The 25,198-nt window shown below is 70.2% G+C and carries 20 protein-coding genes; 15 read left to right on the forward strand and 5 right to left on the reverse strand.

Annotated elements, in window-relative coordinates:
• Window positions 1–78 precede the first annotated feature (78 nt).
• The 6 genes from ACWGKT_RS40575 to ACWGKT_RS40600 all read left to right on the forward strand — a co-directional run bounded on the left by ACWGKT_RS40575 (window position 79) and on the right by ACWGKT_RS40600 (window position 6,492).
• Window positions 79–1,296, forward strand: coding sequence for a DUF4190 domain-containing protein (locus ACWGKT_RS40575; protein WP_453277627.1), 1,218 nt, complete (start codon window positions 79–81; stop codon window positions 1,294–1,296).
• Between the two features lie 146 nt (window positions 1,297–1,442).
• Window positions 1,443–2,195, forward strand: coding sequence for a GntR family transcriptional regulator (locus tag ACWGKT_RS40580; RefSeq protein ID WP_453277628.1), 753 nt, complete (start codon window positions 1,443–1,445; stop codon window positions 2,193–2,195).
• Window positions 2,196–2,491: 296 nt separating this feature from the next.
• A complete protein-coding gene (locus ACWGKT_RS40585; RefSeq protein WP_356152534.1) occupies window positions 2,492–2,686 on the forward strand; it encodes an SPOR domain-containing protein in 195 nt (64 codons plus the stop codon).
• A 30-nt stretch (window positions 2,687–2,716) separates the two neighbouring features.
• On the forward strand, window positions 2,717–3,127 hold the full coding sequence (locus ACWGKT_RS40590) for a (deoxy)nucleoside triphosphate pyrophosphohydrolase (protein ID WP_453277629.1): 411 nt from the start codon (window positions 2,717–2,719) through the stop codon (window positions 3,125–3,127).
• A gap of 98 nt (window positions 3,128–3,225) precedes the next feature.
• Window positions 3,226–3,654, forward strand: coding sequence for an ATP-binding protein (locus tag ACWGKT_RS40595; protein ID WP_356152530.1), 429 nt, complete (start codon window positions 3,226–3,228; stop codon window positions 3,652–3,654).
• 249 nt (window positions 3,655–3,903) lie between these two features.
• The gene (locus ACWGKT_RS40600) at window positions 3,904–6,492 is read left to right on the forward strand and encodes a SpoIIE family protein phosphatase (RefSeq protein WP_453277630.1); all 2,589 of its coding nucleotides are present in this window, start codon (window positions 3,904–3,906) and stop codon (window positions 6,490–6,492) included.
• Between the two features lie 60 nt (window positions 6,493–6,552).
• On the opposite strand, the gene ACWGKT_RS40605 is transcribed toward ACWGKT_RS40600, so the two are convergent.
• The gene (locus tag ACWGKT_RS40605) at window positions 6,553–8,151 is read right to left on the reverse strand and encodes a hypothetical protein (RefSeq protein ID WP_453277631.1); all 1,599 of its coding nucleotides are present in this window, start codon (window positions 8,149–8,151) and stop codon (window positions 6,553–6,555) included.
• Window positions 8,152–8,232: 81 nt separating this feature from the next.
• Between ACWGKT_RS40605 and ACWGKT_RS40610 the strand changes: the two genes are divergently transcribed.
• Together ACWGKT_RS40610 and ACWGKT_RS40615 are read left to right on the forward strand one after the other, a co-directional pair.
• Window positions 8,233–9,354 carry a hypothetical protein gene (locus ACWGKT_RS40610; protein ID WP_453277632.1) on the forward strand — a complete coding sequence of 374 codons (1,122 nt, stop codon included), beginning with the start codon at window positions 8,233–8,235 and terminating at the stop codon, window positions 9,352–9,354.
• Between the two features lie 39 nt (window positions 9,355–9,393).
• Window positions 9,394–9,696 carry a hypothetical protein gene (locus ACWGKT_RS40615; protein ID WP_453277633.1) on the forward strand — a complete coding sequence of 101 codons (303 nt, stop codon included), beginning with the start codon at window positions 9,394–9,396 and terminating at the stop codon, window positions 9,694–9,696.
• An 18-nt stretch (window positions 9,697–9,714) separates the two neighbouring features.
• Here ACWGKT_RS40615 and ACWGKT_RS40620 read toward each other — a convergent pair whose 3' ends face one another.
• The 4 genes from ACWGKT_RS40620 to ACWGKT_RS40635 all read right to left on the reverse strand — a co-directional run bounded on the left by ACWGKT_RS40620 (window position 9,715) and on the right by ACWGKT_RS40635 (window position 13,610).
• Window positions 9,715–10,494 (reverse strand): succinate dehydrogenase/fumarate reductase iron-sulfur subunit, encoded by a 780-nt coding sequence (locus ACWGKT_RS40620; protein WP_453277634.1) that lies wholly within the window; start codon window positions 10,492–10,494, stop codon window positions 9,715–9,717.
• Window positions 10,491–12,425, reverse strand: coding sequence for a fumarate reductase/succinate dehydrogenase flavoprotein subunit (locus tag ACWGKT_RS40625; RefSeq protein WP_453277635.1), 1,935 nt, complete (start codon window positions 12,423–12,425; stop codon window positions 10,491–10,493). Before ACWGKT_RS40625 ends, ACWGKT_RS40620 begins: the two co-directional genes overlap by 4 nt.
• Entirely contained in the window at window positions 12,425–13,246 is an 822-nt protein-coding gene (locus tag ACWGKT_RS40630) for a hypothetical protein (RefSeq protein ID WP_453277636.1), read from the reverse strand. Before ACWGKT_RS40630 ends, ACWGKT_RS40625 begins: the two co-directional genes overlap by 1 nt.
• A gap of 73 nt (window positions 13,247–13,319) precedes the next feature.
• Window positions 13,320–13,610, reverse strand: a complete 291-nt coding sequence (locus tag ACWGKT_RS40635; RefSeq protein WP_453277637.1) for a hypothetical protein — start codon at window positions 13,608–13,610, stop codon at window positions 13,320–13,322.
• A 328-nt stretch (window positions 13,611–13,938) separates the two neighbouring features.
• On the opposite strand from ACWGKT_RS40635, the gene ACWGKT_RS40640 reads away from it, so the two are divergent.
• The 7 genes from ACWGKT_RS40640 (at window position 13,939) to ACWGKT_RS40670 (ending at window position 25,037) form a co-directional block, all read left to right on the forward strand.
• Window positions 13,939–16,143 (forward strand): ABC transporter family substrate-binding protein, encoded by a 2,205-nt coding sequence (locus ACWGKT_RS40640; RefSeq protein ID WP_453277638.1) that lies wholly within the window; start codon window positions 13,939–13,941, stop codon window positions 16,141–16,143.
• 186 nt (window positions 16,144–16,329) lie between these two features.
• Window positions 16,330–18,237: a translational GTPase TypA gene (typA, locus tag ACWGKT_RS40645; protein ID WP_356152510.1), complete on the forward strand. Its 1,908-nt coding sequence runs from the start codon at window positions 16,330–16,332 to the stop codon at window positions 18,235–18,237.
• A gap of 572 nt (window positions 18,238–18,809) precedes the next feature.
• Window positions 18,810–19,844: an ABC transporter permease gene (locus tag ACWGKT_RS40650; RefSeq protein ID WP_235455107.1), complete on the forward strand. Its 1,035-nt coding sequence runs from the start codon at window positions 18,810–18,812 to the stop codon at window positions 19,842–19,844.
• Window positions 19,845–19,933: 89 nt separating this feature from the next.
• On the forward strand, window positions 19,934–21,739 hold the full coding sequence (locus tag ACWGKT_RS40655) for an ABC transporter substrate-binding protein (protein ID WP_356152508.1): 1,806 nt from the start codon (window positions 19,934–19,936) through the stop codon (window positions 21,737–21,739).
• Window positions 21,740–21,826: 87 nt separating this feature from the next.
• Window positions 21,827–22,807, forward strand: a complete 981-nt coding sequence (locus tag ACWGKT_RS40660) for an ABC transporter permease (RefSeq protein ID WP_453277639.1) — start codon at window positions 21,827–21,829, stop codon at window positions 22,805–22,807.
• Window positions 22,808–22,835: 28 nt separating this feature from the next.
• A complete protein-coding gene (locus tag ACWGKT_RS40665) occupies window positions 22,836–23,906 on the forward strand; it encodes an ABC transporter ATP-binding protein (protein WP_356152504.1) in 1,071 nt (356 codons plus the stop codon).
• 12 nt (window positions 23,907–23,918) lie between these two features.
• The gene (locus ACWGKT_RS40670; protein WP_453277640.1) at window positions 23,919–25,037 is read left to right on the forward strand and encodes an ABC transporter ATP-binding protein; all 1,119 of its coding nucleotides are present in this window, start codon (window positions 23,919–23,921) and stop codon (window positions 25,035–25,037) included.
• Window positions 25,038–25,198: the final 161 nt, after the last annotated feature.

The following is a 25,198-nucleotide window of genomic DNA, read 5'->3' on the forward strand; positions in this document are numbered from 1 at the left end:
ACCCGTAGCGCGCTTACGATGCGCCCAGTCGTACGTCAGTTCAGCGTCGTCGCCGCCCGACCCAGGAGCACGGTACCCGTGTCCATACCTCCGCCACCCGGCCCCCAGCAGCCCGAAGGGCAGTACCCGCCGCCGTACGCGCAAGGACCGTACGAACAAGGCGCCTACGCGCAGGGCCCCTACGTCCAGGGCCCCTACGGGCAGCCGCCGTACCAGACCTGGAACCAGGGCTACAGCCCCTTCAACCACCCGGCGCCCGTCAACGGACTCGCCATCGCCGCCCTGGTCCTCGGCATCCTGTGCTTCCTGCCGGGCGTGGGCCTGGTGCTCGGACTGATCGCGCTGAGCCAGATCCGCAAGCGGGGCGAGCGCGGCAAGGGGCTGGCGATCGGCGGCTCTGTGCTGTCCACGATCGGGCTCGCGCTGTGGGTGCTGGCGCTCGCCACGGGCGGGGCGTCCGACTTCTGGCAGGGGTTCAAGGAGGGCGCGCGCGGCGGCGCGAGCCTCTCGCTGGCCAAGGGCGAGTGCTTCAACGCGCCCGGCGGCGCGCTGACGGGTGAGACGTACGACGTCGACAAGGTGTCCTGCGCGCGCGAGCACGACGGCGAGGTCTTCGCCGTCTTCGAGCTGGCGGGCCGCTCCTACCCCGGCGACGACGCGGTCACCGACACCGCCGACCGGCGCTGCTACGGGCTCCGGGACAGCTACGCGATGGACGGCTGGGCCGTCCCCGACGACGTCGACGTGTACTACCTGACGCCCACCCGGGGCAGTTGGCGCATGGGCGACCGCGAGATCACCTGCGTGTTCGGCAGCGTCAGCGAGGGCAAGAACCTGACCGGTTCGCTGCGCAACGACGAGACCGTCCTCGACGCGGACCAGGTCGCCTACCTGAAGGCCGCGCACTACCTCAACGCGGCGCTCGACTCCGCGCCCGACGCGGAGTACGTCGAGGACGACCTGCCCGGGCACAAGGCGTGGGCGGACCGGGTGTCGCGGGCCCTGACCCGGCAGGCCGGGCTGTTGCGCGCGCACCCGTACCCGGCGGACGTGAAGAAGCCGGTCGACGTCCTGGCCAAGGAATTGGACAAGGCCCGGGCCGAATGGTCCAGGGCCGCCGAGGCCGCCGACGCGGACGCCTTCTACGCCCACTACGACAAGGGGTTCAAGCTCCTCGACCCGACGAAGTCGGTCACCGCACGCAAGGCTCTGGGCCTGGCCACCACCCCGCCGTCCGCCGACAGCGGTGGCAGTGGTTCCGGCAGCGGGTCGGACGGCGCCGGCATGCAGGTGTGAGGGCGGCCATAGCGGGGAGAAAGTGCCTGGTAAAGCCCTCCCGGTCCAGAAGTCATCACATCGAGTGATTCTCTGGCCTCTGCTTGCATGGCACAACCCACGGTTGCCACGCTGTTGCTGTCTGTACAACCTGATGGGAGTGGCCCGTGACATTCGGTGAGCAACCGGCGTACCTGCGTGTCGCGGGTGATCTCCGCAAGAAGATCGTCGACGGTTCGCTGCCTCCCCACACCCGGCTGCCCTCGCAGGCGCGCATCCGCGAGGAGTACGGGGTCTCCGACACCGTCGCCCTGGAGGCCCGCAAGGTGCTGATGGCCGAGGGGCTGGTCGAGGGCCGCTCCGGCTCGGGGACCTATGTGCGCGAGCGGCCCGTGCCCCGGCGGGTGGCCCGCTCCGGGTTCCGGCCCACCGGCGGCGCCACGCCGTTCCGGCAGGAGCAGTCGGACGCCGCCGCCCGCGGCACCTGGGAGTCCAACAGCGAGCAGACCGAGGCGAGCGGCGCCGTCGCCGAGCGGCTCGGCATCCGGCCCGGCGACCGCGTGATGTGCACCAAGTACCTCTACCGGGACGCCGGCGAGCCGATGATGCTCTCCACCTCCTGGGAGCCGCTCGCCGTCACCGGCCGCACGCCCGTGATGCTGCCCGAGGAGGGCCCGCTCGGCGGCATGGGCGTCGTCGAGCGCATGCGCGCGATCGACGTCATCGTCGACAACGTCACCGAGCAGGTCGGCGCGCGCCCCGGCCTCGCCGAGGAACTGCTCGCCCTGGGCGGCGTCCCCGGCCATGTCGTCCTGGTCATCCAGCGCACGTACTACGCCTCCGGCCGCCCGGTGGAGACGGCGGACGTGGTGATCCCCGCCGACCGCTACCGCGCCTCGTATCACCTCCCGGTGAAGTAGCGCACACCTCAGGGGCAGTTGGCCCCGTACTCCGCCCGATTCACGCCCGCCGGCGGGCCGTTGGAATCCGGCCGTTCTCGCAGGTGGTCCCGGCTGTCCCGGGCGTGCCGCCGACCGGAGTCACCGGGCCCGCGGACGGCGCATTCGTCATCGTGCGCCCCCGGTGTTCTGGCTGGTTGCGTACCTCTTTGTGAAAAGGCGTGTTCGCTGCGTAAAGGTTAGGCGTACGCTCGGGCATATGCGGAGTGCGGTTTCCTTAGAGGGCGAGGCCAGAGCACGCGGAGGGGCGGGGTGCGATGAGCGGTGAAGGCGCGGTCTCTTTCCCCTGGCTCGTCATACGGCAGGACGACAACGGCAATCGCTACCGCGTGGGCAGGTACGCGACCCGGGCCGAGGCCCAGAAGATCGCCGACAGCCTCGACGACCGCGGACACAAGCAGCTCTACTGGGTCGAGCGCATAGGTCACAACGGCGACGGCAGGCGCAACTGACGGCCGGTGCCCTCCCGTAGGCTCGCGACCATGACGGAACGGATCGTGGTGGTCGGAGCGGCCCTGCTCGACGACGGCCGCCTGCTCACCGCGCGGCGCAGCGCGCCCCCCGAGCTGGCCGGCCGCTGGGAACTGCCCGGCGGAAAGGTCGAGCCCGGTGAGCGGCCCGAGCACGCCCTGGAGCGCGAACTGCGCGAGGAACTCGGCGTCGAGACCGAGGCCGTCGAGCGCGTCCCGGGGGAGTGGCCCCTGAAGGCTCCGTACGTGCTCCAGGTGTGGACCGCCCGGCTGCTTCCCGGCTCCGCCCGCCCCAAGCCCCTCCAGGACCACGACGAACTGCGCTGGCTCACCCCCGCCGAGGTCTGGGACGTGGACTGGCTCGACCAGGACGTCGCCGCCGTGCGGCAGGTCGAGGCCCGTATCGACGCCGGGGCGCGCTGAGCACCCGTACGCCGTTCGTGCCACAGTGCGCCCTTCGGGGCGGTACTGCCCGCCGGATATCGGGTATGTGCCCATTAACCCCATGAAACAGGACATGGGTGGGCTCACCGGCCTGGGAAGTGATCGGCGTGATCGACACCGAAGGCGACTGCGCCAAGTGGACCTTCCCCGCCGACCCCGGCGCCGTGCGCACGGCCCGCAGGGCGGTCCGCACCCAGTTGCGGGGCTGGGGCCTCGAAAGCCTCGCAGACATGACGGCACTGCTGGTCAGCGAACTGGTCACCAACGCCCTGCGGCACGCCACGGGTCCCATCGGGGTACGCCTGGTCCGCCCTGGCGACCTCCCCGACGTCCTCCTCGTGGAAGTCTCCGACCCGCTCCCGGACCCGCCGCGCGAGCGCGTCGCCCACGACGACGACGAGAGCGGCCGCGGCCTCCAACTGGTCGCCAGCTCCTCGCGCCGCTGGGGTACCCGGCCCGGCGTCAACGGCAAGACCGTCTGGTTCGAACTCGCCGTTCCGGACTGAACCGGTGTACAGCACCCCCAGCCCCGTCCAGCGGACGGAACTGGCCGGAGACCGTTGCCCAAGAGCGTGATTCGAGGGCGTGTTCCCTGGTTAGAAGACTGGAAGTGTTGCCACGGTACGGTCCGAAAACCGCTCGGTCCGTGCTGTGATCGTGAACACCGTGTCGTGCGGCGCCGTAGTGCTGGATACTGCGGGCAGCCGCCCCCGGTGACCGGTACCGGACGCGGTGAGCTGGAGGGGACGGTTCGCGTGAGCGAGATACCAGCGAAGGCGACGGAGTCCGAGGACCCGTCGGACGGCGCGAGGGCTCAGGCCGCAAGGAACGGCGCGGCGACCGGCGATGCCATGTGGCAGAGCAGCCCGCCCGGCTCCATGTACGACTACATCAAGGTCGCCTCCTTCGCCATCGGCCCCGGCGGACTGGTCGACCAGTGGAGCCTGCGCGCCGAGCAACTCTTCGGCATCCCCGCCGAACGCGCCGTCGGCATGGACCCCATCGACGCGTTCATCGACCCCGACCTGCACGAGCGCGGCCAGCGCAAGATGGCCGAGATCCTCGACGGGCGGGAGTGGACCGGGGTGGTTCCCTTCCGGATGCCGGACACGGCGGACGGGGTCCGCGGCGAGGAGGGCCTCGCCGAGGTCTACGTCATGCCCACCAAGACCGCCGAGGGCGACAAGGCCGCCGTCTGCATCGTGGTCGACGTCCGCACCCTGCGCAGCATCGAGACCGACCTCGCCGCCTCGCAGGCCATTTTTGGTCAATCTCCCTTCGGCTTCCTGCTGATCGACACCGACCTCACGGTCCGCCGCGCCAACATGCGGTTCGCCTCCATCTTCGGCGGGACACCCGACGACCACCGGGGCAAGGGAGTTCACGACTACCTGCGGCGCGGCGAGGCGGAACGGGTCTCGGCCACCCTGCGCCGGGTCCTGGAGACCGGCGACTCCATCACGGACATGCACGTCACGGGCTTCGTCCCGGGTTCGGAGGAGCGCCGCCACTGGTCCGTCAACCTCTACCGCGTACACAGCGGCAGCGGCCGGCCGATCGGCGTCGCCTGGCTCGGCACCGACATCACGGCGCGCCGCGCGGCTGCCCGCGAGGCCGCCGCAGCCCGGCGAAATCTCGCCCTTCTCAACGAGGCGGGCGCCCGCATAGGCAACTCCCTCGACCTGGAGACCACGGCCCGCGAACTCCTCGACGTCGTCGTCCCCGGCTTCTGCGACCTCGCCACCGTCGACCTCTACCAGGGCCTCCTGGCCGGCGACGAGACACCGCCCGGACTCGCCGACGGCAGCGCGGAACTGCGCCGCGTGGCCTTCGCCAGCGCGGTCTCCGACGTGCCCTTCGGCGGCGGCGGCCTGCCGGTCGCGGTCGGCGCCGTCCACCACTACCCGTTCAACTCCCCCTGCGCGGACGCCCTGCGCACCGCCCGCCCGCAGTCGGTCCCCGCGGAGGAGGGCGGACTCGTCCAGTCCACGCTGGCCGTTCCGATGGTCGCCCACGACACCGTCGTGGGGCTCGCCCAGTTCGCCCGGACGAAGGGCAGCGAGCCGTTCGGCGACCGCGACCGGGACCTGGCGGTGGAGCTGGCGGCCCGCGCCGCCGTCTGCATCGACAACGCGCGCCTGTACCGCCGCGAGCACGAGCGGGCGTTGATACTGCAACGGTCCCTGCTCCCGCCCGGCGACCCGGAGGCCTCCGGACTCGACATCGCGTGCCGCTACCTGCCCGGCAACGCGGCGACCGAGGTGGGCGGCGACTGGTTCGACGTCATCGAACTGCCCGGACACCGCACCGCGTTGGTGGTCGGCGACGTGATGGGCCGCGGCCTGCGCGCGGCGGTGGCGATGGGCGAACTGCGCACGGCCGTGCGCACCCTGGCCCTGCTCGACCTCGAACCGGCCGAGGTCCTCGCGGCCCTGGACGAGATCGCCCGCGGCCTCGGCACCCCCGGCGGAGTCCAGCAGGCCACCCGCGCGGCCCGCCAGCCGCGCACCGCGGACCTGTCCGAGGTCTACCTCGCGACCTGCGTGTACGCGGTGTACGACTCGGTGACCAGGCGCTGCACGTTCGCCAACGCGGGCCATCTGCCACCGGTACTGGTGGAACCGGGCGAGGCGGCCCTGATGCTGGACGTACCCCCCGGCATGCCGCTGGGCGTGGGTGGCGAGCCCTTCGAGGAGGTGGAGGTCGAACTGCCCGAAGGGGCACTGCTGGCGCTCTACACCGACGGCCTGGTCGAATCCCGCGACCACCCCCTCGACGAGGGCCTCCAGGCGTTCGTCGGCGCGCTCACCGACCCCACCAGCCCCCTGGAGGACGTCTGCGACCACGTCCTCAACACCCTCGACACCCACCACGGCGAGGACGACATCGCCCTGCTCATGGCCCGCGTCCAGGGGCTGCCCGCCGACTCCGTCGGCGACTGGACGCTGCCGCGCGAGCCGCGCAGCGTGGGCCGCGCCCGCGAGTACGCCCGCGGCCAACTGCTCAGCTGGGACCTGGAGCCCCTGGTCGACACGGCGGAACTCCTGGTCAGTGAGCTGGTGACCAACGCCCTGCGCTACGGCGAGGGCGACATAAGGCTCCGCCTGCTGCTGGACCGCACGCTGGTGTGCGAGGTCTGGGACTCCGGCCTGGTCCAGCCGCGCCGCCGCCGCGCCCGCGACACCGACGAGGGCGGCCGCGGCCTCCAGCTCGTCGGCCTCCTCAGCGCGGCCTGGGGCTCCCGCCGCACCCCCCGCGGCAAGACGGTCTGGTTCGAACTCCCGCTCCCGGACGGCGAACACGGCCTGACGGACCCGGCGGAGGCGCTGCTGAGCCTGTTCTGAGGGGGCGGCACCGGAGCCCGCCGGCCAGGACCGAGGCCCGCGGCCCGCGGCCACCCCGGTCTACGGCCGCGCGAGCCTGCGGCGGCCCCGGGTCTCCGGTCCGCCGAAGCTCGCCGGAGGCCCGCCGTCGGTTTCCTCGGCGAGGAGGATCCCGCCGAGGACGGCTCCGGCCAGTCCGCTCGCGGGCTCGGCGTCGGCGTAGGGGTTCCCGCGCGTCCGTACGTCCCGTTCGGCGAGCTCCCGGGCCTCCCGGGCCAACTCGTCGGCGTCCGCGCAGGGCGTACCGAGGCTCCTGCCCTGCCCCTCGTCCGCCTCCGCGAGCAGCCGCCGCGCCTCCGCAAGCCGGGTCCGGGCCTCGGCGCCGACCGCTCCCCGGTGGGTGGCGACGAAGTCGCCCGCGGCGGCGGTGGCGCTGCGGGCGACGACCAGGGCGGCCACCGGGACGACCCCGGTGCGCCCCACCTCCAACTGCTCGACGGCCCGCGCGATTCGGCGCAGGGCGTCCAGCGGGTCGTACGGACCGGAGGTCAACTCCGTCCGTACGGCGGCCAGGGCGACGTCGGCGCGGGCGATACGGGCATGGAGCTCACCGGCGGGGAGCGGTACGGCGGCGGCCGGCCCCCGTGCCGCCGCGATCTCCACCTCCCCGCCCGTGAGGGCCGCCGGCACGATCCCCGCGGCCCGGCGCAGGTCGCCGGCGAGCCGGTGCACCCCCGCCAGGAAGGTGCCCGCCTGGGCGATGGCCCCCTCGGCGGCGCGGAGCCGACGGGCCGCCTCTTCGAGGTCGTCGGAATCCGCGGCCTGACGGGCCCGGTTGAGGTGGCTCGTGGCGAACACGAGCCGGTCCTTGGCCTGTTCGACGTACCCGACGACCGGCGCGACGGCCGGGTGCGCGTACCGCTCGCGCATCTCGTCCAGCGCCGCCTGCGCCCCCGCCGTCCGCCCGGCCAGCTCCCGGAACCGCCCCTCGGCGACCCGCAGCGCGTCGCCCACCCCCTGATCCAGCGCCCGCAGCCGGTCGAACCCGGACGCCTCCGCGTCCAGCCGCCGCCCGGCCTCCGCGCACCGTCCGACGATCCCGACGAGCGCCTGCCGCCGGGCCACCTCGTCCCCCGGCAGCCCCCGCTCGTACCGCTGCCGTATCGCGAACGCGGCCGCCAGTTCGGTCTCGGCCGCGCGCAGCGCCTGCGCGTACGGCGCCACGGCCTCGGCCCCGAACAGGACCTCGGCGAAGCCGAGTTCCTCCCGGCTCGTGCGCACGCAGTCGTCCGCCTGCACCAGCGAGGCCTGGGCCTGCCGCTCGAAGTCGCCCGCCGTCGGCTGCGGCGGCCGCTCGGACACCACACCGGAGGCGGCACGGCGCCGGGTGCGCCGGGTGCGCCGCACGTACCAGTAGACCGCCACCGTCCCCGCCGCGCCTCCGGCGACGAGCGGCAGGACCAGATCGGCGGGAGACGTCCCGCCCTGCTCCGGCGTCTCGGCGGCGCCCGCCACCGGTCCGGCCCGCGCCGCGGGAACCGGGGCCTCGGCGTTGATCGTCATCACCGGCAACATCAGCCACACGCCCCCGGCCACACCGCCCAGCACGGCATGCGCCACCCGCACGGCTATGTGCGCCGTGGCGTGCCTGGGCCGGCCCCGGATCAAGGATGACGTCACATTTCGGAGCGTATGGGCAGGTAACCGCCCTCGCGACCGGGCGCATACACGCGGGGGACGACGAGAACAGGGGGACGAGGCATGGACGAGCCCGGGACGAACGACGAATCACCCCCGGCCCCGTCCCTCGACCCGGAACCCCCCGCACAGGAACCGTCCACACCCGCAGAAACTGAGGCGAAACCCCGCCGCACCCGCGCAAGCCGCGTCCGCAGAGCGATCCTCGTCACCCTCCTCCTGCTCCTCGTCCCCCTCCTCGCCGCCGAGACCGCCCTCCGCCTGAACTACACCGGCGACCCGGCGGACGGCACGTACACCCGTGACAAGGACGCGATCTGGCTCGGCCACGCCTGGGTCGACGGCCGCAGGACCGACGCCGACGTCACCGCCCTCGCCCACCGCCTGCGGGGCACCGGCATCCGCGACCTCTACGTCCACTCGGGCCCGCTGGAACACGACGGCACCCTCCCCGAGTCCGCGTACCCGAAGGCCCGCCGACTGATCGCGGCCGTACACCGCGAACTCCCCGGCATCCGCGTCCAGGCCTGGCTGGGCGACAAGCTCGCCTCCGAGGGCCCCGACGGCCTGCGCCTCGAACGCGCCGACACCCGCGCCGCCGTGGTCCGCTCCACCCGCCAGATCCTGGCCGCCGGCTTCGAGGGCGCCCACTTCGACCTGGAGCCCCTCCACTCGGGCGACCGCCACTACCTCTCGCTCCTCGACGACCTGCGCGCCGTCACCCGCGACCGGCACGCCCTGCTCTCCGTGGCCGCCCACCAGATCGACCCGCTGCCCGCGTTCCACTCCTTCTGGGGCGCGACCACCGGCCACCCCAAGTGGTGGTCGCAGGCCTACTTCGGCCAGGTGGCCCGCCGTGTCGACCAGATCGCGGTGATGTCGTACGACACCATGCAGCCGCTGGAGAGCCTGTACGGCGGCTATGTCGCCCAGCAGACCAGCCTCGCCCTGGAGGTCACCCCGCCGACCACCGACCTCCTCATGGGCCTGCCCTTCTACCACGAGAACCGCTTCGGCCACTGGGCGCACGCCGAGACCGTCCCGGCCGCCGTACGCGGCGTACGCCTGGGCCTGTCCCGCACGGACGCGGACCGCGCCCGCTTCGGCGTCGCCCTCTACGTGGACTTCGCGGCGACGGAGGCCGACTGGACGGCGTACCGGAAGGGCTGGACGGATCGTTCCTGATCTGGTGCGGAGCCAGGGCCCCGTGGGATGATCACGGTCATGCACATGTACTTGGTGGTGGCCTCCGCGCTGTGCGTGGCGCTGCTCGCGGCGGCCGGCACGGCGGCCGTGGCGACCGGCTGGGTGGCCCCGTGGGGACGGCGCCGGGTCCTGCGGCCGAAGCTGTGGGGCTGGGGGTCGCTGGTCGGCGCGGTCGGCGTGGGGGTGTTCCTCTTCGTGGGTCCCGAGGGCGGCGGACCCTCGGTCGGCGTCCGCGGTGTCGTCGCGTGGTGCGGCTGGGGCCTGTTCATGGTGGGACTGCTGGTCCAGTTCCTGGCCCAGCGCCCCGGCCGCACCCCCTGACCGGTCCGTCCAGCGGGCCTAGGAGGACTGGGAGGACCGCCGCCCGATCTTCGACCCCAGCCACACCAGCGGGTCGTACTTGCGGTCGACGGCCCTTTCCTTCATCGGGATCAGCGCGTTGTCCGTGATCTTGATGCCCTCGGGGCACACCTCCGTACAGCACTTGGTGATGTTGCAGTAGCCGAGGCCGTGTTCGTCCTGGGCCGAGCTCTTGCGGTCCAGCCCGGACTCCGCGGCCGCGTCGAGCGGATGCATGTCCAACTCGGCCACCCGCATCAGGAAACGCGGCCCGGCGAACGCCTTCTTGTTCTCCTCGTGGTCACGCACCACATGGCAGGTGTCCTGACACAGGAAGCACTCGATGCACTTGCGGAACTCCTGCGAGCGGTCCACGTCCTCCTGCATCATCCGGTACTCGCCCGGCCCGACCCCGGCGGGCGGCACGAAGGACGGAACCTCCCTGGCCTTCTGGTAGTTGAAGCCGACGTCCGTCACCAGATCGCGGATCACCGGGAAGGCGCGCAGGGGTGTGACGGTGATCGTCTCCGCGCGGTCGAAGACCGACATCCGGGTCATGCACATCAGCCGCGGCCGCCCGTTGATCTCCGCGGAGCACGAACCGCACTTGCCCGCCTTACAGTTCCAGCGCACCGCCAGGTCCGGCGCCTGCGTCGCCTGCAGGCGGTGGATGATGTCCAGGACCACCTCGCCGTCGTTGACCTCGACCGCGAAGTCCTCCAGGCCGCCGCCCCCGACATCACCCCGCCACACCTTGAAGCGGGCCTCGTAGCTGCTCACTCGTAGAGCTCCTCTTCGGCGAGGTACTTGACCAGCTCCTCCTTCTCGAAGAGGGCGAGCAGGTCGGTGCGGATGGGTTCGGTGGTCTCGCGGGCGAGGGTGATCTGACCGCGGACGGGATCCGTCGCCGCCAGGCCCCCGGTGGGATCGGCGAGCCGGCACAGCAGGTTGATCCGGCGCCACTCGCGCTCCATCGCCGGATGGTCCTCGCGGGTGTGCCCGCCGCGCGACTCGGTGCGCTCCAGCGCCGCCCGGGCCACGCACTCGCTGACCAGCAGCATGTTCCGCAGGTCCAGGGACAGGTGCCAGCCCGGGTTGAACTGGCGGTGCCCCTCGACCCCGGCCCGCCGCGCCCGTACCCGCAGCTCGGCCAGCCTGCGCAGGGCCTCGGCCATCTCGCCCTCGCGGCGGATGATGCCGACCAGGTCGTTCATGGTCTGCTGGAGTTCCTGGTGCACGGTGTACGGGTTCTCCGGCGGGCCCGATGCGGGTACCTCGACCTCCGCCGAGAACGGCCGCAGCGCCTCGGCGGCCGCCGCGTCGATCTCGGTGTCGTCCACGGGCGGGCGCCCGTCCGCGTGCTCCGCCGCGTACTCGGCGGCGTGCCAGCCCGCCCGGCGCCCGAACACCAGCAGGTCGGACAGCGAGTTGCCGCCGAGCCGGTTCGAGCCGTGCATGCCGCCGGCGACCTCCCCGGCCGCGTACAGCCCCGGCACCCCGCGCGCCGCCGCCGTGTCGGAGTCGACCGCGATGCCGCCCATCACGTAGTGACAGGTCGGCCCGACCTCCATCGCCTCCGCCGTGATGTCGACGTCCGCCAGCTCCTTGAACTGGTGGTACATGGAGGGCAGCCGGCGCTTGATGACCTCCGCGGGCATCCGCGTCGACACGTCCAGGAAGACACCGCCGTGCGGGGAGCCGCGGCCCGCCTTCACCTCGGCATTGATGGCGCGGGCCACCTCGTCGCGGGGGAGCAGCTCAGGGGGACGCCGGTTGTTGTCCGGGTCCTCGTACCAGCGGTCGCCCTCCTCCTCCGACTCGGCGTACTTCTCCTTGAAGACGTCCGGGACGTAGTCGAACATGAACCGCTTGCCGTCGGAGTTCCTCAGCACCCCGCCGTCGCCGCGCACCGACTCGGTGACCAGGATGCCCTTCACCGAGGGCGGCCAGACCATGCCCGTCGGGTGGAACTGCACGAACTCCATGTTCAGCAGCGGCGCCCCGGCGAGCAGGGCGAGGGCGTGCCCGTCGCCGGTGTACTCCCACGAGTTCGACGTCACCTTGAAGGACTTGCCGATGCCGCCCGTCGCGATCACCACGGAGGGGGCTTCCAGGACGAAGAAGCGGCCGGTCTCGCGGTCGTAGGCGAAGACTCCCGAGACCCTGCTCCCGTCCTTGAGGACCCGGGTGACCGTGCACTCCTGGAAGACCTTCAGCCGGGACTCGTAGTCACCGGTCTCCTTCTCGTCCTCCTGCTGGAGCGAGACGATCTTCTGCTGGAGGGTGCGGATCAGCTCAAGACCCGTGCGGTCGCCGACGTGCGCGAGGCGCGGGTACTCGTGGCCGCCGAAGTTGCGCTGCGAGATCTTGCCGTCCTTCGTACGGTCGAACAGCGCGCCCCAGGTCTCCAGCTCCCACACCCGGTCCGGGGCCTCCCGCGCATGGTGCTCGGCCATCCGCCACTGGTTCAGGAACTTGCCGCCGCGCATGGTGTCGCGGAAGTGGACCTGCCAGTTGTCGTGCTCGTTGACGTTGGCCATCGCCGCCGCGATGCCGCCCTCGGCCATCACCGTGTGCGCCTTGCCGAACAGCGACTTGCAGATCACCGCCGTCCGGGCGCCCCGCTCGCGCGCCTCGATCGCGGCCCGCAGCCCGGCGCCGCCGGCACCGACCACGACGACGTCCCATTCCTGCCGGTCCACCACGGGCATCAGAAGAACCTCGGATCGTCGAAGACACCGGACGCGAGCAGGTACACGTAGAAGTCGGCGAGGGCCACGCTCACCAGTGACGCCCAGGCCAGCAGCATGTGGCGGGCGTTCAGCTTCCCGACGAACTGCCATGCCTTGTAGCGCACGGGATGCTTGGAGAAGTGCTTGAGTTTCCCGCCGACGATGTGCCGGCACGAATGGCAGGAGATCGTGTACGCCCAGATCAGCACGATGTTGGCCAGGAAGACGAGGGTGCCCAGGCCCATGTGGCCCCAGCGGTAGTGCTCGTCGCGGAAGGACAGCACGGTGTCGTAGGTCAGCACTCCGGCGACCAGCAGCGCGGCGTAGAAGAAGTACCGGTGGACGTTCTGCAGGATCAGCGGGAAGCGGGTCTCGCCGGTGTACTTCTTGTGCGGCTCGGCCACCGCGCAGGCCGGCGGGGACGCCCAGAAGCTGCGGTAGTAGGCCTTGCGGTAGTAGTAGCAGGTCAGGCGGAAGCCCAGCGGGAAGATCAGGATGATGATCGCCGGGGAGATCGCCCACCAGCTGCCGAACAGATCGGCGTTCGGGCCCGCGTGCATGGTCCGGCAGTTCTCCGCCAGACACGGCGAGTAGAAGGGTGAGACGTACGGCGCCGCGTAGTAGTGCGCATTGGCGAAGGCCCGCCAGGTCGAATAGACGACGAAGGCGAACAGACCGGCCGCGGTGACGGCCGGGGCCAGCCACCAGCGGTCGGTCCGCAGATGCGGGGCGGCGATCGCGGCGCGCGTACCGGTCTGTACGCCGCCGCTGTTCATATGGGGTTCCGTACCAGTGGCCAACTCATGACTCCGGTCGGGTTCGGGTTGTGGGGGTGCCCGCGGGCACCCCCTGGGCGGCCTGCGGGCAGCACTCCTAGGGGGCGTGCCGGTCGCGGGCGCCGAGACCCTCGTCGTCCGTGTCCGTCCACAGGCTGATGTCGTACGGCGTGTCGGAGATGGTCACGAGATCGGGGCGACGCGACTGGCCGAGGCCGGGGGCGGCCTCGCGCAGCAATGCCACGCTCTCGCGCAGGTGATCGGCGTCGGCGCGGACGCGGCGCATCTCCAGGCCGCCGCTTCCGAGCTGCTGCTCCAGGCGCCCCACGGACCGGAACAGGTCGTCGAGACTGCGCTGGACTGACGTCAGGTCGTCGTGCACGGACATGACGTGACCTCACTTCCCGCGGACCTCTTGGTCCTAGGCGGCAACGTTCATGCGCCTGCGAGTGTTGCGCGTCACACCTGCTGATGTGAAGCCATGTGCAGCGATTGGCGGATTGCGCGCCTCCACCGCACGCCCGCACGCGCGCTCTGCGTGCGCCGGGGGCGCTTGTTGCGCCGCACGGGTGGGCTTGGGAGCCCCGGCCGCCGTGTCGCCCCCGGCAGGCGAACCCTTTCCTCTTCAGTGGGTCCGTAGATCTGATCAACACCAAAATACCGCCAAATGTGAACAGACCACACCCGTGTCACCGGGCTCCCCGGAGGTAGCAGAGATGTCCCACGACGGCGTCGGACTGCGCGCGGTCAAGCGCTCGGTCGTCTTCCTCACCGCGGGCGCACTCGCGGTGCCCCTCCTCGCCGGCTGCAGCTCGGACGACGAGGCGGCCAGCCCGCTGGTCGGACAGGACATCGCCTCCGTCACCCGGGACAAGGTCGCCGACGGCGGCACGCTGCACTGGGCCGTGGACGCCGTACCCGAGACGTTCAACACCTTCCAGGCGGATGCCGACGCGGGCAGCACCCGGGTCGCCCAGGCCGTGCTGCCCTCGATGTTCCGGATCGACGCGCACGGCCGCCCGGTCCGCAATCCCGATTTCCTGGAGTCCGCCGAGGTCGTCGAGACCGAGCCGCGCCAGGTCGTGCTGTACAAGCTCAACCAGCAGGCCGTCTGGAGCGACGGCCGGGAGATCGGCGCCGCCGACTTCGCCGCCCAGTGGCGCGCCCTGTCCGGCCAGGACGCCGCCTACTGGACCGCCCGCAACGCCGGCTACGACCGCATCGCCAAGATCGAACGCGGCGCCAACGACCTGGAGGTCCGGGTCACCTTCAACCGCCCCTACGCCGACTGGAAGTCGCTGTTCTCCCCGCTGTACCCGAAGGACGTCATGGGCACCCCGGACGCCTTCAACGACGGAGCCCGCCGCAAGCTCAACGTCAGCGCCGGCCCCTTCCGGGTCGAGAAGGTCGACGTCGCCGCGAAGGACGTCGTCCTCGGCCGCAACCCGCGCTGGTGGGGCCACCCCACCAAGCTCTCCCAGATCGTGCTGCAGGCCGTGCCCCGCGACCAGCGGGCCACCGCGCTCGCCGCCGGCAGCGTGGACCTCGCCGACGTCGATGCCGCCGAGGCCGAGCGGATCACCATCGCCTCCCGCGACCAGGGCGTCTCCACCCCGCTGCAGGGCGCGGGCCGCACCTCCGCCAAGAAGCTGCGCGACTGGGCGCGCGCGCACGGCCTCGACACCGAGGAGACCGACGGCGACAACGGTGACGACGGCGACAAGGGCGACGGCGACAAGAAGGAGCTGCGCGAGGTCATCGCCCGCTACGTCCGCCAGCAGGAGCAGCTGACCGGCTTCGAGGTCCGCAAGTCGCTGGAGCCCGCCTACACCCAGCTCGCCCTGAACGGCTCCACCGGTCCCCTCGCCGACGAGCGGGTGCGCCAAGCCGTCGCCCACGCCCTCGACCGCGCCGCGCTCGCCAAGATCGTCCTGACCCCGCTCGGTCTGCCCGCAGTCCCCGTCGGCAGCCACCTCGCACTCGCCGGCCAGGACGTCTACGCCGACAACAGCGGCGCCCTGGGCGGTCAGGACACCGCGCAGGCGCAGGCGCTGCTCGCGGACGCCGGCTGGGTGTCGGGCGGTCCGATCAAGGAGGAGAAGAAGGCCGAGAAGGCGGCCGGCCCGGAGGCGGAGAAGGCCGCCGACGAGTCCGAGGGCGGCCAGGACGGCACGTACATCGTCGGCGAGGATGACAAGGACCACCGGGGCAAGAGCAAGCGCCACGAGCCGACCGGCGACGAGGGCGGCCGGCACCTCGCCCAGGACGGCGGCCGGCACCTGGGTCAGGGCGGGGCACCCGGCGCGTACGCCCCGAAGGGCACCGCGGCCCCGGCGGGCGCCGCGGCCGCACCGCTCGCCAAGAACGGCAAGGCGCTCCTGCTGCGCTTCGTGCTCCCCGCCGGCCCCGGCTCGGACACCCTGCGCGGCGTCGCCGACCGGATCTCGCTGATGCTGGAGAAGGTCGGCATCCGCACCGAGATCACCAGGGTCCCCGACGAGAGCTACTTCCGCGACCACATCGCGGCCGGCCAGTACGACCTCGCCCTCTACTCCTGGCCGTCCTCCGCCTTCCCCGCCACCGACGCCCGCCCGATCTACGCCAAGCCCGTCGTGGCCGCCGACGGCTCCGTGAACATCGAACAGAACTACACGCGCGTCGGCACCGACCAGGTCGACCAGCTCTTCGACGAGGCCCTCGCCACACTCGACGAGGACGAGGCCCGCGATCTGCTGCGCAAGGCCGACTCGCGCATCTGGGCGGCGGCCGGCTCCCTGCCCCTCTACCAGCGCCCGCAGCTCATCGGGGCACGGAAGGACCTGGTCAACGCGGGTGCCTTCGGATTCCAGACGCCCGTCTACGAGGACATGGGCTTCCTGAAGAAGGGCGCGAAAATCTCCCCGAGCCCCTCGGCGAAGTGAGCACGCGAGCCCCGTCGCAGACCGCTCGGAGGCCGCTCCGAGGCCGCTCCGCCTCGGGGCCGGGAGGCCGCCCCCCGCGAGGCCACGTAACATGGGGTGAGGCCGTGGCATGTCAAGCCCGGCAGGGCCCGCGTCACACGGACGTACGCAGAGGGCCTTCCTCACACTCCGGGAGTACGTCGCAATATGGCCACGCGCCACGACATCCGCAACGTCGCCATCGTCGCCCACGTCGACCACGGCAAGACGACCATCGTCGACGGCATGCTGAAGCAGGCCGGTGCCTTCGCCGCCCACCAGCTCGAAGGCGTCGACGACCGCATGATGGACTCGAACGACCTGGAGCGTGAGAAGGGCATCACGATCCTCGCCAAGAACACGGCGGTGAAGTACCACCCCAAGGACGGCGGGGACCCGATCACCATCAACATCATCGACACCCCCGGCCACGCCGACTTCGGCGGCGAGGTCGAGCGCGGTCTGTCGATGGTCGACGGTGTCGTCCTGCTCGTCGACGCCTCCGAGGGCCCGCTGCCGCAGACGCGCTTCGTGCTCCGCAAGGCGCTCCAGCAGCGCCTGCCCGTCATCCTGTGCATCAACAAGACGGACCGCCCGGACTCCCGCATCGACGAGGTCGTCAACGAGACCTACGACCTCTTCCTCGACCTGGACGCGGACGAGGAGCAGATCGAGTTCCCGATCGTCTACGCCTGCGGTCGTGACGGCATCGCCTCGCTGACCAAGCCGGACAACGGCACGGTCCCGGCGGACTCCACCAGCCTGGAGCCGTTCTTCTCCACGATCCTGGAGCACATCCCGGCCCCGACCTACGACGAGGCCGCCCCGCTCCAGGCCCACGTCACCAACCTGGACGCCGACAACTTCCTCGGCCGTATCGCGCTGCTCCGCGTCGAGCAGGGCGAGCTGCGCAAGGGCCAGACCGTCGCCTGGATCAAGCGCGACGGCTCGATCAGCAATGTGCGCATCAGCGAACTGATGATGACCGAGGCCCTCACCCGCAAGCCCGCCGAGATGGCCGGCCCGGGTGACATCTGCGCCGTCGCCGGTATCCCGGACATCATGATCGGCGAGACCCTCGCCGACACCGAGAACCCGATCGCGCTCCCGCTGATCACGGTGGACGAGCCGGCGATCTCCATGGTCATCGGCACCAACACCTCCCCGCTGGTCGGCCGCGGCGGCACCGGCAAGGGTGCCGAGGCCAAGTCGGCCGTCAAGGACCGCAAGGTCACCGCCCGCCAGGTCAAGGACCGCCTCGACCGCGAGCTGATCGGCAACGTCTCGCTGCGCGTCCTGGAGACCGAGCGTCCGGACGCCTGGGAGGTCCAGGGCCGTGGTGAGCTGGCGCTCGCCATCCTGGTCGAGCAGATGCGCCGCGAGGGCTTCGAGCTGACCATCGGCAAGCCGCAGGTCGTCACCAAGGAGGTCGACGGCAAGGTCCACGAGCCGGTCGAGCGCATGACGATCGATGTCCCCGAGGAGCACATGGGCGCGGTCACGCAGCTCATGGGTGTCCGCAAGGGCCGGATGGACAACATGTCCAACCACGGCTCCGGCTGGGTCCGCATGGAGTTCGTCGTGCCGTCCCGCGGTCTGATCGGCTTCCGTACCGAGTTCCTGACCCAGACCCGCGGCACCGGCATCGGCCACTCCATCCACGAGGGCTTCGAGCCCTGGTTCGGTCCGCTCCAGACCCGCAACAACGGCTCCCTGGTCGCCGACCGCGCCGGTGCCGTCACCGCGTTCGCGATGACGAACCTCCAGGAGCGCGGCGTGCTGTTCACCGAGCCGGGCACCGAGGTGTACGAGGGCATGATCGTCGGCGAGAACTCCCGCTCCGACGACATGGACGTCAACATCACCAAGGAGAAGAAGCTCACCAACATGCGGTCGTCCACGGCCGATGTGGCCGAGTCGATCGTGCCGCCGCGCAAGCTCTCCCTGGAGCAGTCCCTGGAGTTCTGCCGCGACGACGAGTGCGTCGAGGTGACCCCGGAGGCGGTCCGTATCCGCAAGGTGAACCTGGACGCCCGTGAGCGGGCCCGCGCCGCGAGCCGCGCCAAGCACGGCTGATCCACCCGGTCGCCGGCAGTCACGAGGCCCGGGTGTCCCCATCGTGGGGATGCCCGGGCCTTTTGCAACTCATTTTTCGGGCTCCGTGCGCTGTCCAATGTCCGTAATGCGGAGATCCCTGCCCGATACCCATGTAACACGTCCGTTTCGCGGCCTTCTTCGGTCGAACCGTTTGTCCAGATTTTGGAAGGTCTACACGTGAGCTGTGACTGAATTGAGATTTAAGAACGGTGGTCGGTAGTGGACCCATGGCAGATAGTTAGCCGCGTACCGCTCGGGTCAATGGGTCACGCGCTGTGGGGACAGCGCCGACTCACGAGCACCAGGGGGTGTCTGGCCCTCCGTCAGGGGTGTCGGAGGACCGGGACGGAAACCCCCTTCCGTTGGTGAACACGTGACGTCATGAGGAGGATCCCCATGCGTGGTAGTCCCGGCCGTTCGTCCGGCGACCAGCTCTGAGAAAACCGCGACCGCGCTCTGCGGCCGCTCAACTACGCGCGTCCCAGTGGGGATTCGTGTTGCTCGGAATATCTGGACGCCTCTCACACCCACACCTGTGAAACGGACGAACAGTGACAAGTCCTATCGACATTGAGGGCGGCGGGACAGCGTTGGCCGTCGGCGGCGAGCCGGGGCCACAGACGCAGTCCGAGGCCGTCAAGCTCGAAGGCCGGTCCCCCGGCCAGCTGATGTGGATCCGCTTCAAACGCGACCGGACGGGCGTGATCTCGGCCTACGTCGTGGTGTTCTTCTTCCTGATCGGGCTGCTCGCCCCGCTGATCTCCAAGCTGTACGGGAAGGACCCGTACACGGTGTACGCGGACGAACGCCCCGAACTCTTCGACAGTGCCGGTGTGCCGGTCCAGCCCAACGGCGGCATCAGCGGCGACTTCTGGTTCGGCCTCGAACCGGGCAACGGATACGACGTCTTCACCAAGCTCCTGTACGGCATCCGCACTTCGCTGATGATCTCGGTCGCGGTCACCGTCGCGGTCGTGCTGACCGGCATCCTGCTCGGGGTGGCGGCCGGCTATCTCGGCGGCCGGACGGACTACTTCATCGGCCGGGTGATCGACTTCCTGCTCGCCTTCCCGGCACAGCTGTTCTTCATCGCCAGCATGCCCGTCGTGGTCTCACTGTTCGTCAGCCCCCGGGACGAGACACCGACCTATGTACGGGTGGTCGCCCTGATCCTCGTCCAGTGGTTCCTGGGCTGGATGAGCCTCGCCCGCATCCTGCGGGGCACCTCACTCGCCCTGCGCGAGCGGGAGTTCATCGAGGCGGCGAAGGTGAGCGGTGCGTCGCCCTGGCGGATCATCCGCAAGGAGATCCTGCCGAACGTCGTCACCCCGCTGCTGGTCCAGGCGACGTATCTGCTGCCCAGTTTCGTGACCGCCGAGGCCGGTCTGTCGTACCTGGGCGTGGGCATCGTCGAACCGACGCCGGACTGGGGGCAGATGTTCTCCAAGGCGTCCACGGAACTGGTGATGCAGAACGACATCACCTACATGTTCTTCCCCGGCATCTCGATGATCATCTTCATCGTCGCGTTCAACCTGCTCGGGGATTCGGTCAGGGACGCCTTCGACCCCAAGACCGCTCGCTGACCGGGCATTTCGCGAATTTCCACGGCAGTTCTTTCGCACTGGTGACACACGGAGCACTGGTGACACACAGATGGGTGGGAAACTGAGTGATGAGTAGGGGACGCCACGTCTACGGCGCACTCTCCGTGCTCGCCGCCGGAGCTCTTGTGCTCAGCGGTTGCAGCAAGGGCGGCAGCGACAGCGGCGGAGACAACAAGAAGCAGCAGGAGAACGCCAAACGCCAGCAGGCGTCGATCAAGTTCGGCGACGCGGCGGCCTCCACGGGCCCGGCGCCGGATGTGCCCGGCGCCAAGGCCGGCGGCACCATGGAAGTACTGCAGCGTGACAGCTACGCACACCTGGACCCGGCCCAGATCTACGTCTCCGACGAGGGCTCCCTCGCCACGCTGCTCCACCGCGGCCTCACCGGCTACAAGGCCACCAGCAACGACGGCGCGCAGCACGAGGTCGTCGGCGACCTGGCCACCGACTCCGGTGCCACCACGGACGGCGGCAAGACCTGGAAGTACACGCTGAAGGACGGCATCAAGTTCCAGGACGGTTCGCCGATCACGTCCAAGGACGTCCGGCACTCCCTGGAGCGGCTGTTCGCGCCCTTCATCAACCAGGGCCCGACCTACGTCCAGCAGTGGCTGGCCGACTCCCCGGGCACCGCGTACCGCAAGCTCCTCAAGGACGGCCCGTACAAGGGCAAGCACCTGCCCAACAGCATCCTTGAGACGCCGGACGACAAGACCATCGTCTTCCACTTCAAGACGGCGCACCCGGACCTGCCGTACGCGCTGGCCATGGCCGGCTACGCGGTCGTCTCCCAGAAGGGCGACACCAAGGAGAAGTACGACAAGACCCCGGTGGTCACCGGCCCGTACAAGATCCAGTCGTTCAAGTCCGGCAAGTCGATGGTGCTGGTCAAGAACACCAACTGGGACCCGAAGACGGACCCGATCCGCCACCAGTACGTGGACCAGTTCAACATCACCTTCAACCAGCAGTACGAGACCTCCACCAAGGCCCTGCTGGCCGACAGCGGCGCGGACCAGACCGGCCTCAGCTTCAACAACCAGGTGGACGCGGGCAACCTGTCCAAGGTCCTCAAGGACCCGAGCATGAAGTCCCGTACGGTCTCGGGATACCAGCCGTACGTGGGCCAGATGAACATCAACATGAGCCACCCGGCGCTGAAGGACAAGACGGTCCGCGAGGCCATCGCCTACGCCCTGCCCGTCACGCCGTTCGTCCGCGCCTACGGCGGCACCGACGCCATGGAGGTCGCCGGCGGCCTGATCTCCCCGACCGTCAGCGGCTACGACGCGGCCTTCGACCCGTGGGGCAAGAAGAAGAAGCCCGCCGGTGACCCGGACAAGGCCAAGGAGCTGCTGAAGAAGGCCGGCAAGCTCAACATGAAGCTGACCTTCGGCTACATCAACACCCCCGAGGGCCAGCAGTACTCCACCGCCATGGCGGCGGGCCTGAAGAAGGCCGGCTTCAACGTCCAGCGCCAGGAGATCCCGGCCGAGACCTACTACGACCAGGTCAGCAAGCTCGACAACAACTACGACATCTTCCACACCGCGTGGGGTGCCGACTGGCCGTCCGCCTCGACCGTGATCCCGCCGCTGTACGACGGCCGCGTGATCGCCGACGGTGCGCAGAACTACTCGCAGGTCAACGACCCCAAGGTGAACAGCGAGATCGACCGGATCAACCAGATCACCGACCCGGTCAAGTCCGCGGCCGAGTGGGAGAAGCTCGACCAGTACCTCGTCAAGGACGTCGTCAACGTCGTCCCGACGGGTGACTACAAGCAGACCCAGATCGCCGGTTCCAAGGTCGGCGGCCTCGTCTACGACGACGTGATCGGCGGCATCGACCCGCGTCGCCTCTACATCAAGTAACCGTCCCCGCCCGGTACCCGGTGTGCCGCCCCACGGGTGCGCACCGGGTACCGTCCGGCCCGCCGACGTCAGAGAGCTGCCCCTGTCATGCTGCGCTTCCTCGTCCGCCGGTTCCTCGGTGCCGTCGTCATTCTCTTCCTGTTGAGCATCGTCACGTTCTTGCTGTTCTTCGGGATGCCGCGTGACCCGGCGCTGCTGATGTGCGGCAAGACCTGCAACCCGCAAAGCCTCGCCAACATCCACCATGTGCTCGGCCTCGACAAGTCGGTCCCCGAGCAGTACTGGATCTTCCTGCACAACCTCGTCGCGGGCAGCGACCAGTTCGCCCAGGGCCCCTGCCCCGCCCCCTGCTTCGGCTACTCGTACCACACCAACGAGCAGGTCTGGGGCACGCTGATGGACCGGCTGCCCACCACCGTCTCGCTCACCCTCGGCGGGGCCGTCTGCTTCCTGATCGTCGGTCTCGGCACCGGCCTGCTCGCCGCCTGGCGGCGCGGCACGCTGATCGACAAGGCCGCGACGGCCGGGGCGATGGTGCTGAGTTCGATGCAGATCTACTTCCTGGGCCCACTGGCCCTGGCGATCCTCGTCTACCAGACCCACTGGTTCGACAAACCGGCCTACAACGACTTCACCGCCGACCCGTTCACCTGGTTCACGGGGCTGATCCTCCCCTGGGTCGTCCTGTCCACGATCTTCGCCGCGCAGTACACCCGTATGGCCCGCTCGTCGATGATCGAACAGCTCCAGGAGGAACACGTCCGCACCGCCCGCGCCAAGGGCATGTCCAGGCAGTACGTCTTCTTCCGCTACGCCTGGCGCGGCTCGCTGATCCCCATCGTCACCATCTTCGGCATCGACCTCGGAGCCCTGCTCGGTGGCGCCATCATCACCGAGTACACCTTCAGCCTTCCGGGACTCGGTCAACTCGCGGTGCAGTCGGTGTTCTTCAGCGATCTGCCGCTGCTGCTCGGCGTGATGCTGTTCTCCGCCAGCATGATCCTGCTCTTCAACATCATCGTCGACGCCTGCTACGCCTTCATCGACCCGCGTGTGCGGCTGGCCTAGGCCGTGTGGCCGTTTTAGGAGCACTGTCGTGACCACTCTGACCAAGGAGGCCGGCGTCCCCTCCCCGGCCGGTGCGGGCCCGCTGCTCTCGGTGCGGGACCTGCACGTCAGCTTCAAGACCGAGGACGGCATCGTACGGGCCGTGGACGGGCTCTCCTTCGACCTGATGCGCGGCAGGACGCTGGGCATCGTGGGGGAGTCGGGCTCCGGCAAGTCGGTGACCAATCTGACCGTCCTCGGCCTGCACAACCCCATGTTCACCACGGTCGAGGGCGAAATCCTGCTGGACGGGCAGGAGTTGACCACGGCGCGGGAATCCGAGATGGAGAAGCTGCGCGGCAACAAGATGGCCATGATCTTCCAGGATCCGCTGACCGCGCTGTCGCCGTACTACACCGTGGGCCGCCAGATCGCCGAGCCGTACATGAAGCACAACGGCGCCTCCAAGCGGGCCGCCTGGGACCGCGCGGTGGAGATGCTCGGCAAGGTGGGCATCCCGCACCCGAAGGAACGGGCGAAGGACTACCCGCACCAGTTCTCCGGCGGTATGCGACAGCGCGCGATGATCGCCATGGCGCTGGTCTGCGACCCCGACCTGCTCATCGCGGACGAACCGACCACGGCACTGGACGTGACGGTCCAGGCGCAGATCCTCGACCTGCTCAAGGACCTGCAACAGGAGTTCGGCACCGGCATCGTCTTCATCACCCACGACCTCGGGGTGATCGCCGACATGGCCGACGACATCATGGTGATGTACGCGGGCAGCGCGGTGGAGCGGGGCACGGTCGACGAGGTGCTGCGCTCGCCCCAGCACCCCTACACCTGGGGTCTGCTGAACTCGATGCCGCGCATCGACTCCGCGCTCGACACCCCGCTGTCCCCCATCCCCGGCACCCCGCCCTCGCTGCTCAACCCGCCGTCCGGCTGCCGTTTCCACCCCCGGTGCACCTTCCAGGACCGGGTCTCGGGCAGCGGCCGCTGTGTTTCGGAGCGCCCGCTGCTCGCCCCCGACCGGGCCTCGGCATGCCACCTCACGGCGGAGCAGAAGCGGACCATCTTCATCGACGAGATCAAGCCCCGCCTGGGCCAGGGCTAGGAGGACAACGCCATGAAAGAGGACCTGGTCCTCCCCGTCCCGCGTCAGTCCGACTCCGGGGCGGACTCGGAGCCGCTCCTGGAAGTCTCCGGGCTGACCAAGCACTTCCCGGTCAAGGGCGGCTTCCCGATCCGGCGTACGGTCGGTCATGTGCAGGCCGTCGACGGCATCGGCCTGACCGTGCGCGTCGGCGAGAGTTTCGGCCTGGTGGGCGAGTCGGGCTGCGGCAAGTCGACCACGGGCCGGCTGATCACGCGGCTGCTGGAGCCCACGAGCGGGAAGATCACGTACCGCGGCCGGGACATCAGCCATGCCTCGCGGGCGCAGCTGGCGCCGATCCGGTCCGAGATCCAGATGATCTTCCAGGACCCGTACTCCTCGCTGAACCCCCGGCAGACGGTCGGCAGGATCATCTCCAACCCGATGGAGATCAACGGGATCGAGCCGGAGGGCGGACGGGAGAAGCGGGTCCGTGAGCTGCTGGAGATCGTCGGCCTGAACCCCGAGCACTACAACCGCTTCCCGCACGAGTTCTCCGGCGGTCAGCGCCAGCGCATCGGTGTCGCCCGCGCGCTGGCCCTGTCCCCGAAGCTGATCGTGGCGGACGAGCCGGTGTCGGCCCTGGACGTCTCCATCCAGGCCCAGGTGGTCAACCTCCTCCAGGAGGTCCAGAAGGAACTGGGCATCGCCTTCCTGTTCATCGCCCACGACCTGGCGGTGGTACGGCACTTCTCGCAGCGCGTGGCGGTGATGTACCTGGGCAAGATCATCGAGGTCGGCGACCGGGACTCCATCTACACCCGCCCCCGCCACCCCTACACCCATGCCCTCCTGTCCGCCGTCCCCGAGGTGAACCTCACGGACGACGACTCGGCCGGCCGCGAGCGCATCCGCCTGGCCGGCGACGTCCCGTCCCCCATCTCCCCGCCCTCCGGCTGCCGCTTCCGCACCCGCTGCTGGAAGGCCCAGGACAGGTGCGCCACCGAGGAACCCCCACTGATCCAGATCTCCGGCAACCACACCGGCCACTTGACGGCATGCCACTTCCCGGAGGAACCCACGATCGAGGCCCGCGACGAGGACATCGTCCTGGACCCGGCGTTGGCGGCGCTGGAGGAGGCGGGGGAGTAGGGGTGGGGGAGGGGGGTGTCCCCGGGGTCGGTTCCCTGGTGACCGTGGGGGCCGCCCGCTTCTTGTCCAGTGTCGTGCTTGCGCGCCCCGAGTAAAGGGCGCTGCGCTGTCGCTCCGCGTCGCCTTCGGCGATGGCCCTGCGGGCCACCCTTGACTCGGGT

Source organism: Streptomyces sp. NPDC054794 (genome assembly GCF_053611585.1).

Excerpts from the sequence above, each read along its gene's own strand:
- ACWGKT_RS40635 (WP_453277637.1), bottom strand. The coding sequence starts at position 13,610 with ATGTCCGTGCACGACGACCTGACGTCAGTCCAGCGCAGTCTCGACGAC.
- ACWGKT_RS40615 (WP_453277633.1), top strand. The coding sequence starts at position 9,394 with ATGCACATGTACTTGGTGGTGGCCTCCGCGCTGTGCGTGGCGCTGCTC.
- ACWGKT_RS40585 (WP_356152534.1), top strand. The coding sequence starts at position 2,492 with ATGAGCGGTGAAGGCGCGGTCTCTTTCCCCTGGCTCGTCATACGGCAG.
- ACWGKT_RS40625 (WP_453277635.1), bottom strand. The coding sequence starts at position 12,425 with ATGCCCGTGGTGGACCGGCAGGAATGGGACGTCGTCGTGGTCGGTGCC.
- ACWGKT_RS40670 (WP_453277640.1), top strand. The coding sequence starts at position 23,919 with ATGAAAGAGGACCTGGTCCTCCCCGTCCCGCGTCAGTCCGACTCCGGG.
- typA (WP_356152510.1), top strand. The coding sequence starts at position 16,330 with ATGGCCACGCGCCACGACATCCGCAACGTCGCCATCGTCGCCCACGTC.
- ACWGKT_RS40640 (WP_453277638.1), top strand. The coding sequence starts at position 13,939 with ATGTCCCACGACGGCGTCGGACTGCGCGCGGTCAAGCGCTCGGTCGTC.
- ACWGKT_RS40655 (WP_356152508.1), top strand. The coding sequence starts at position 19,934 with ATGAGTAGGGGACGCCACGTCTACGGCGCACTCTCCGTGCTCGCCGCC.
- ACWGKT_RS40610 (WP_453277632.1), top strand. The coding sequence starts at position 8,233 with ATGGACGAGCCCGGGACGAACGACGAATCACCCCCGGCCCCGTCCCTC.
- ACWGKT_RS40660 (WP_453277639.1), top strand. The coding sequence starts at position 21,827 with ATGCTGCGCTTCCTCGTCCGCCGGTTCCTCGGTGCCGTCGTCATTCTC.
- ACWGKT_RS40590 (WP_453277629.1), top strand. The coding sequence starts at position 2,717 with ATGACGGAACGGATCGTGGTGGTCGGAGCGGCCCTGCTCGACGACGGC.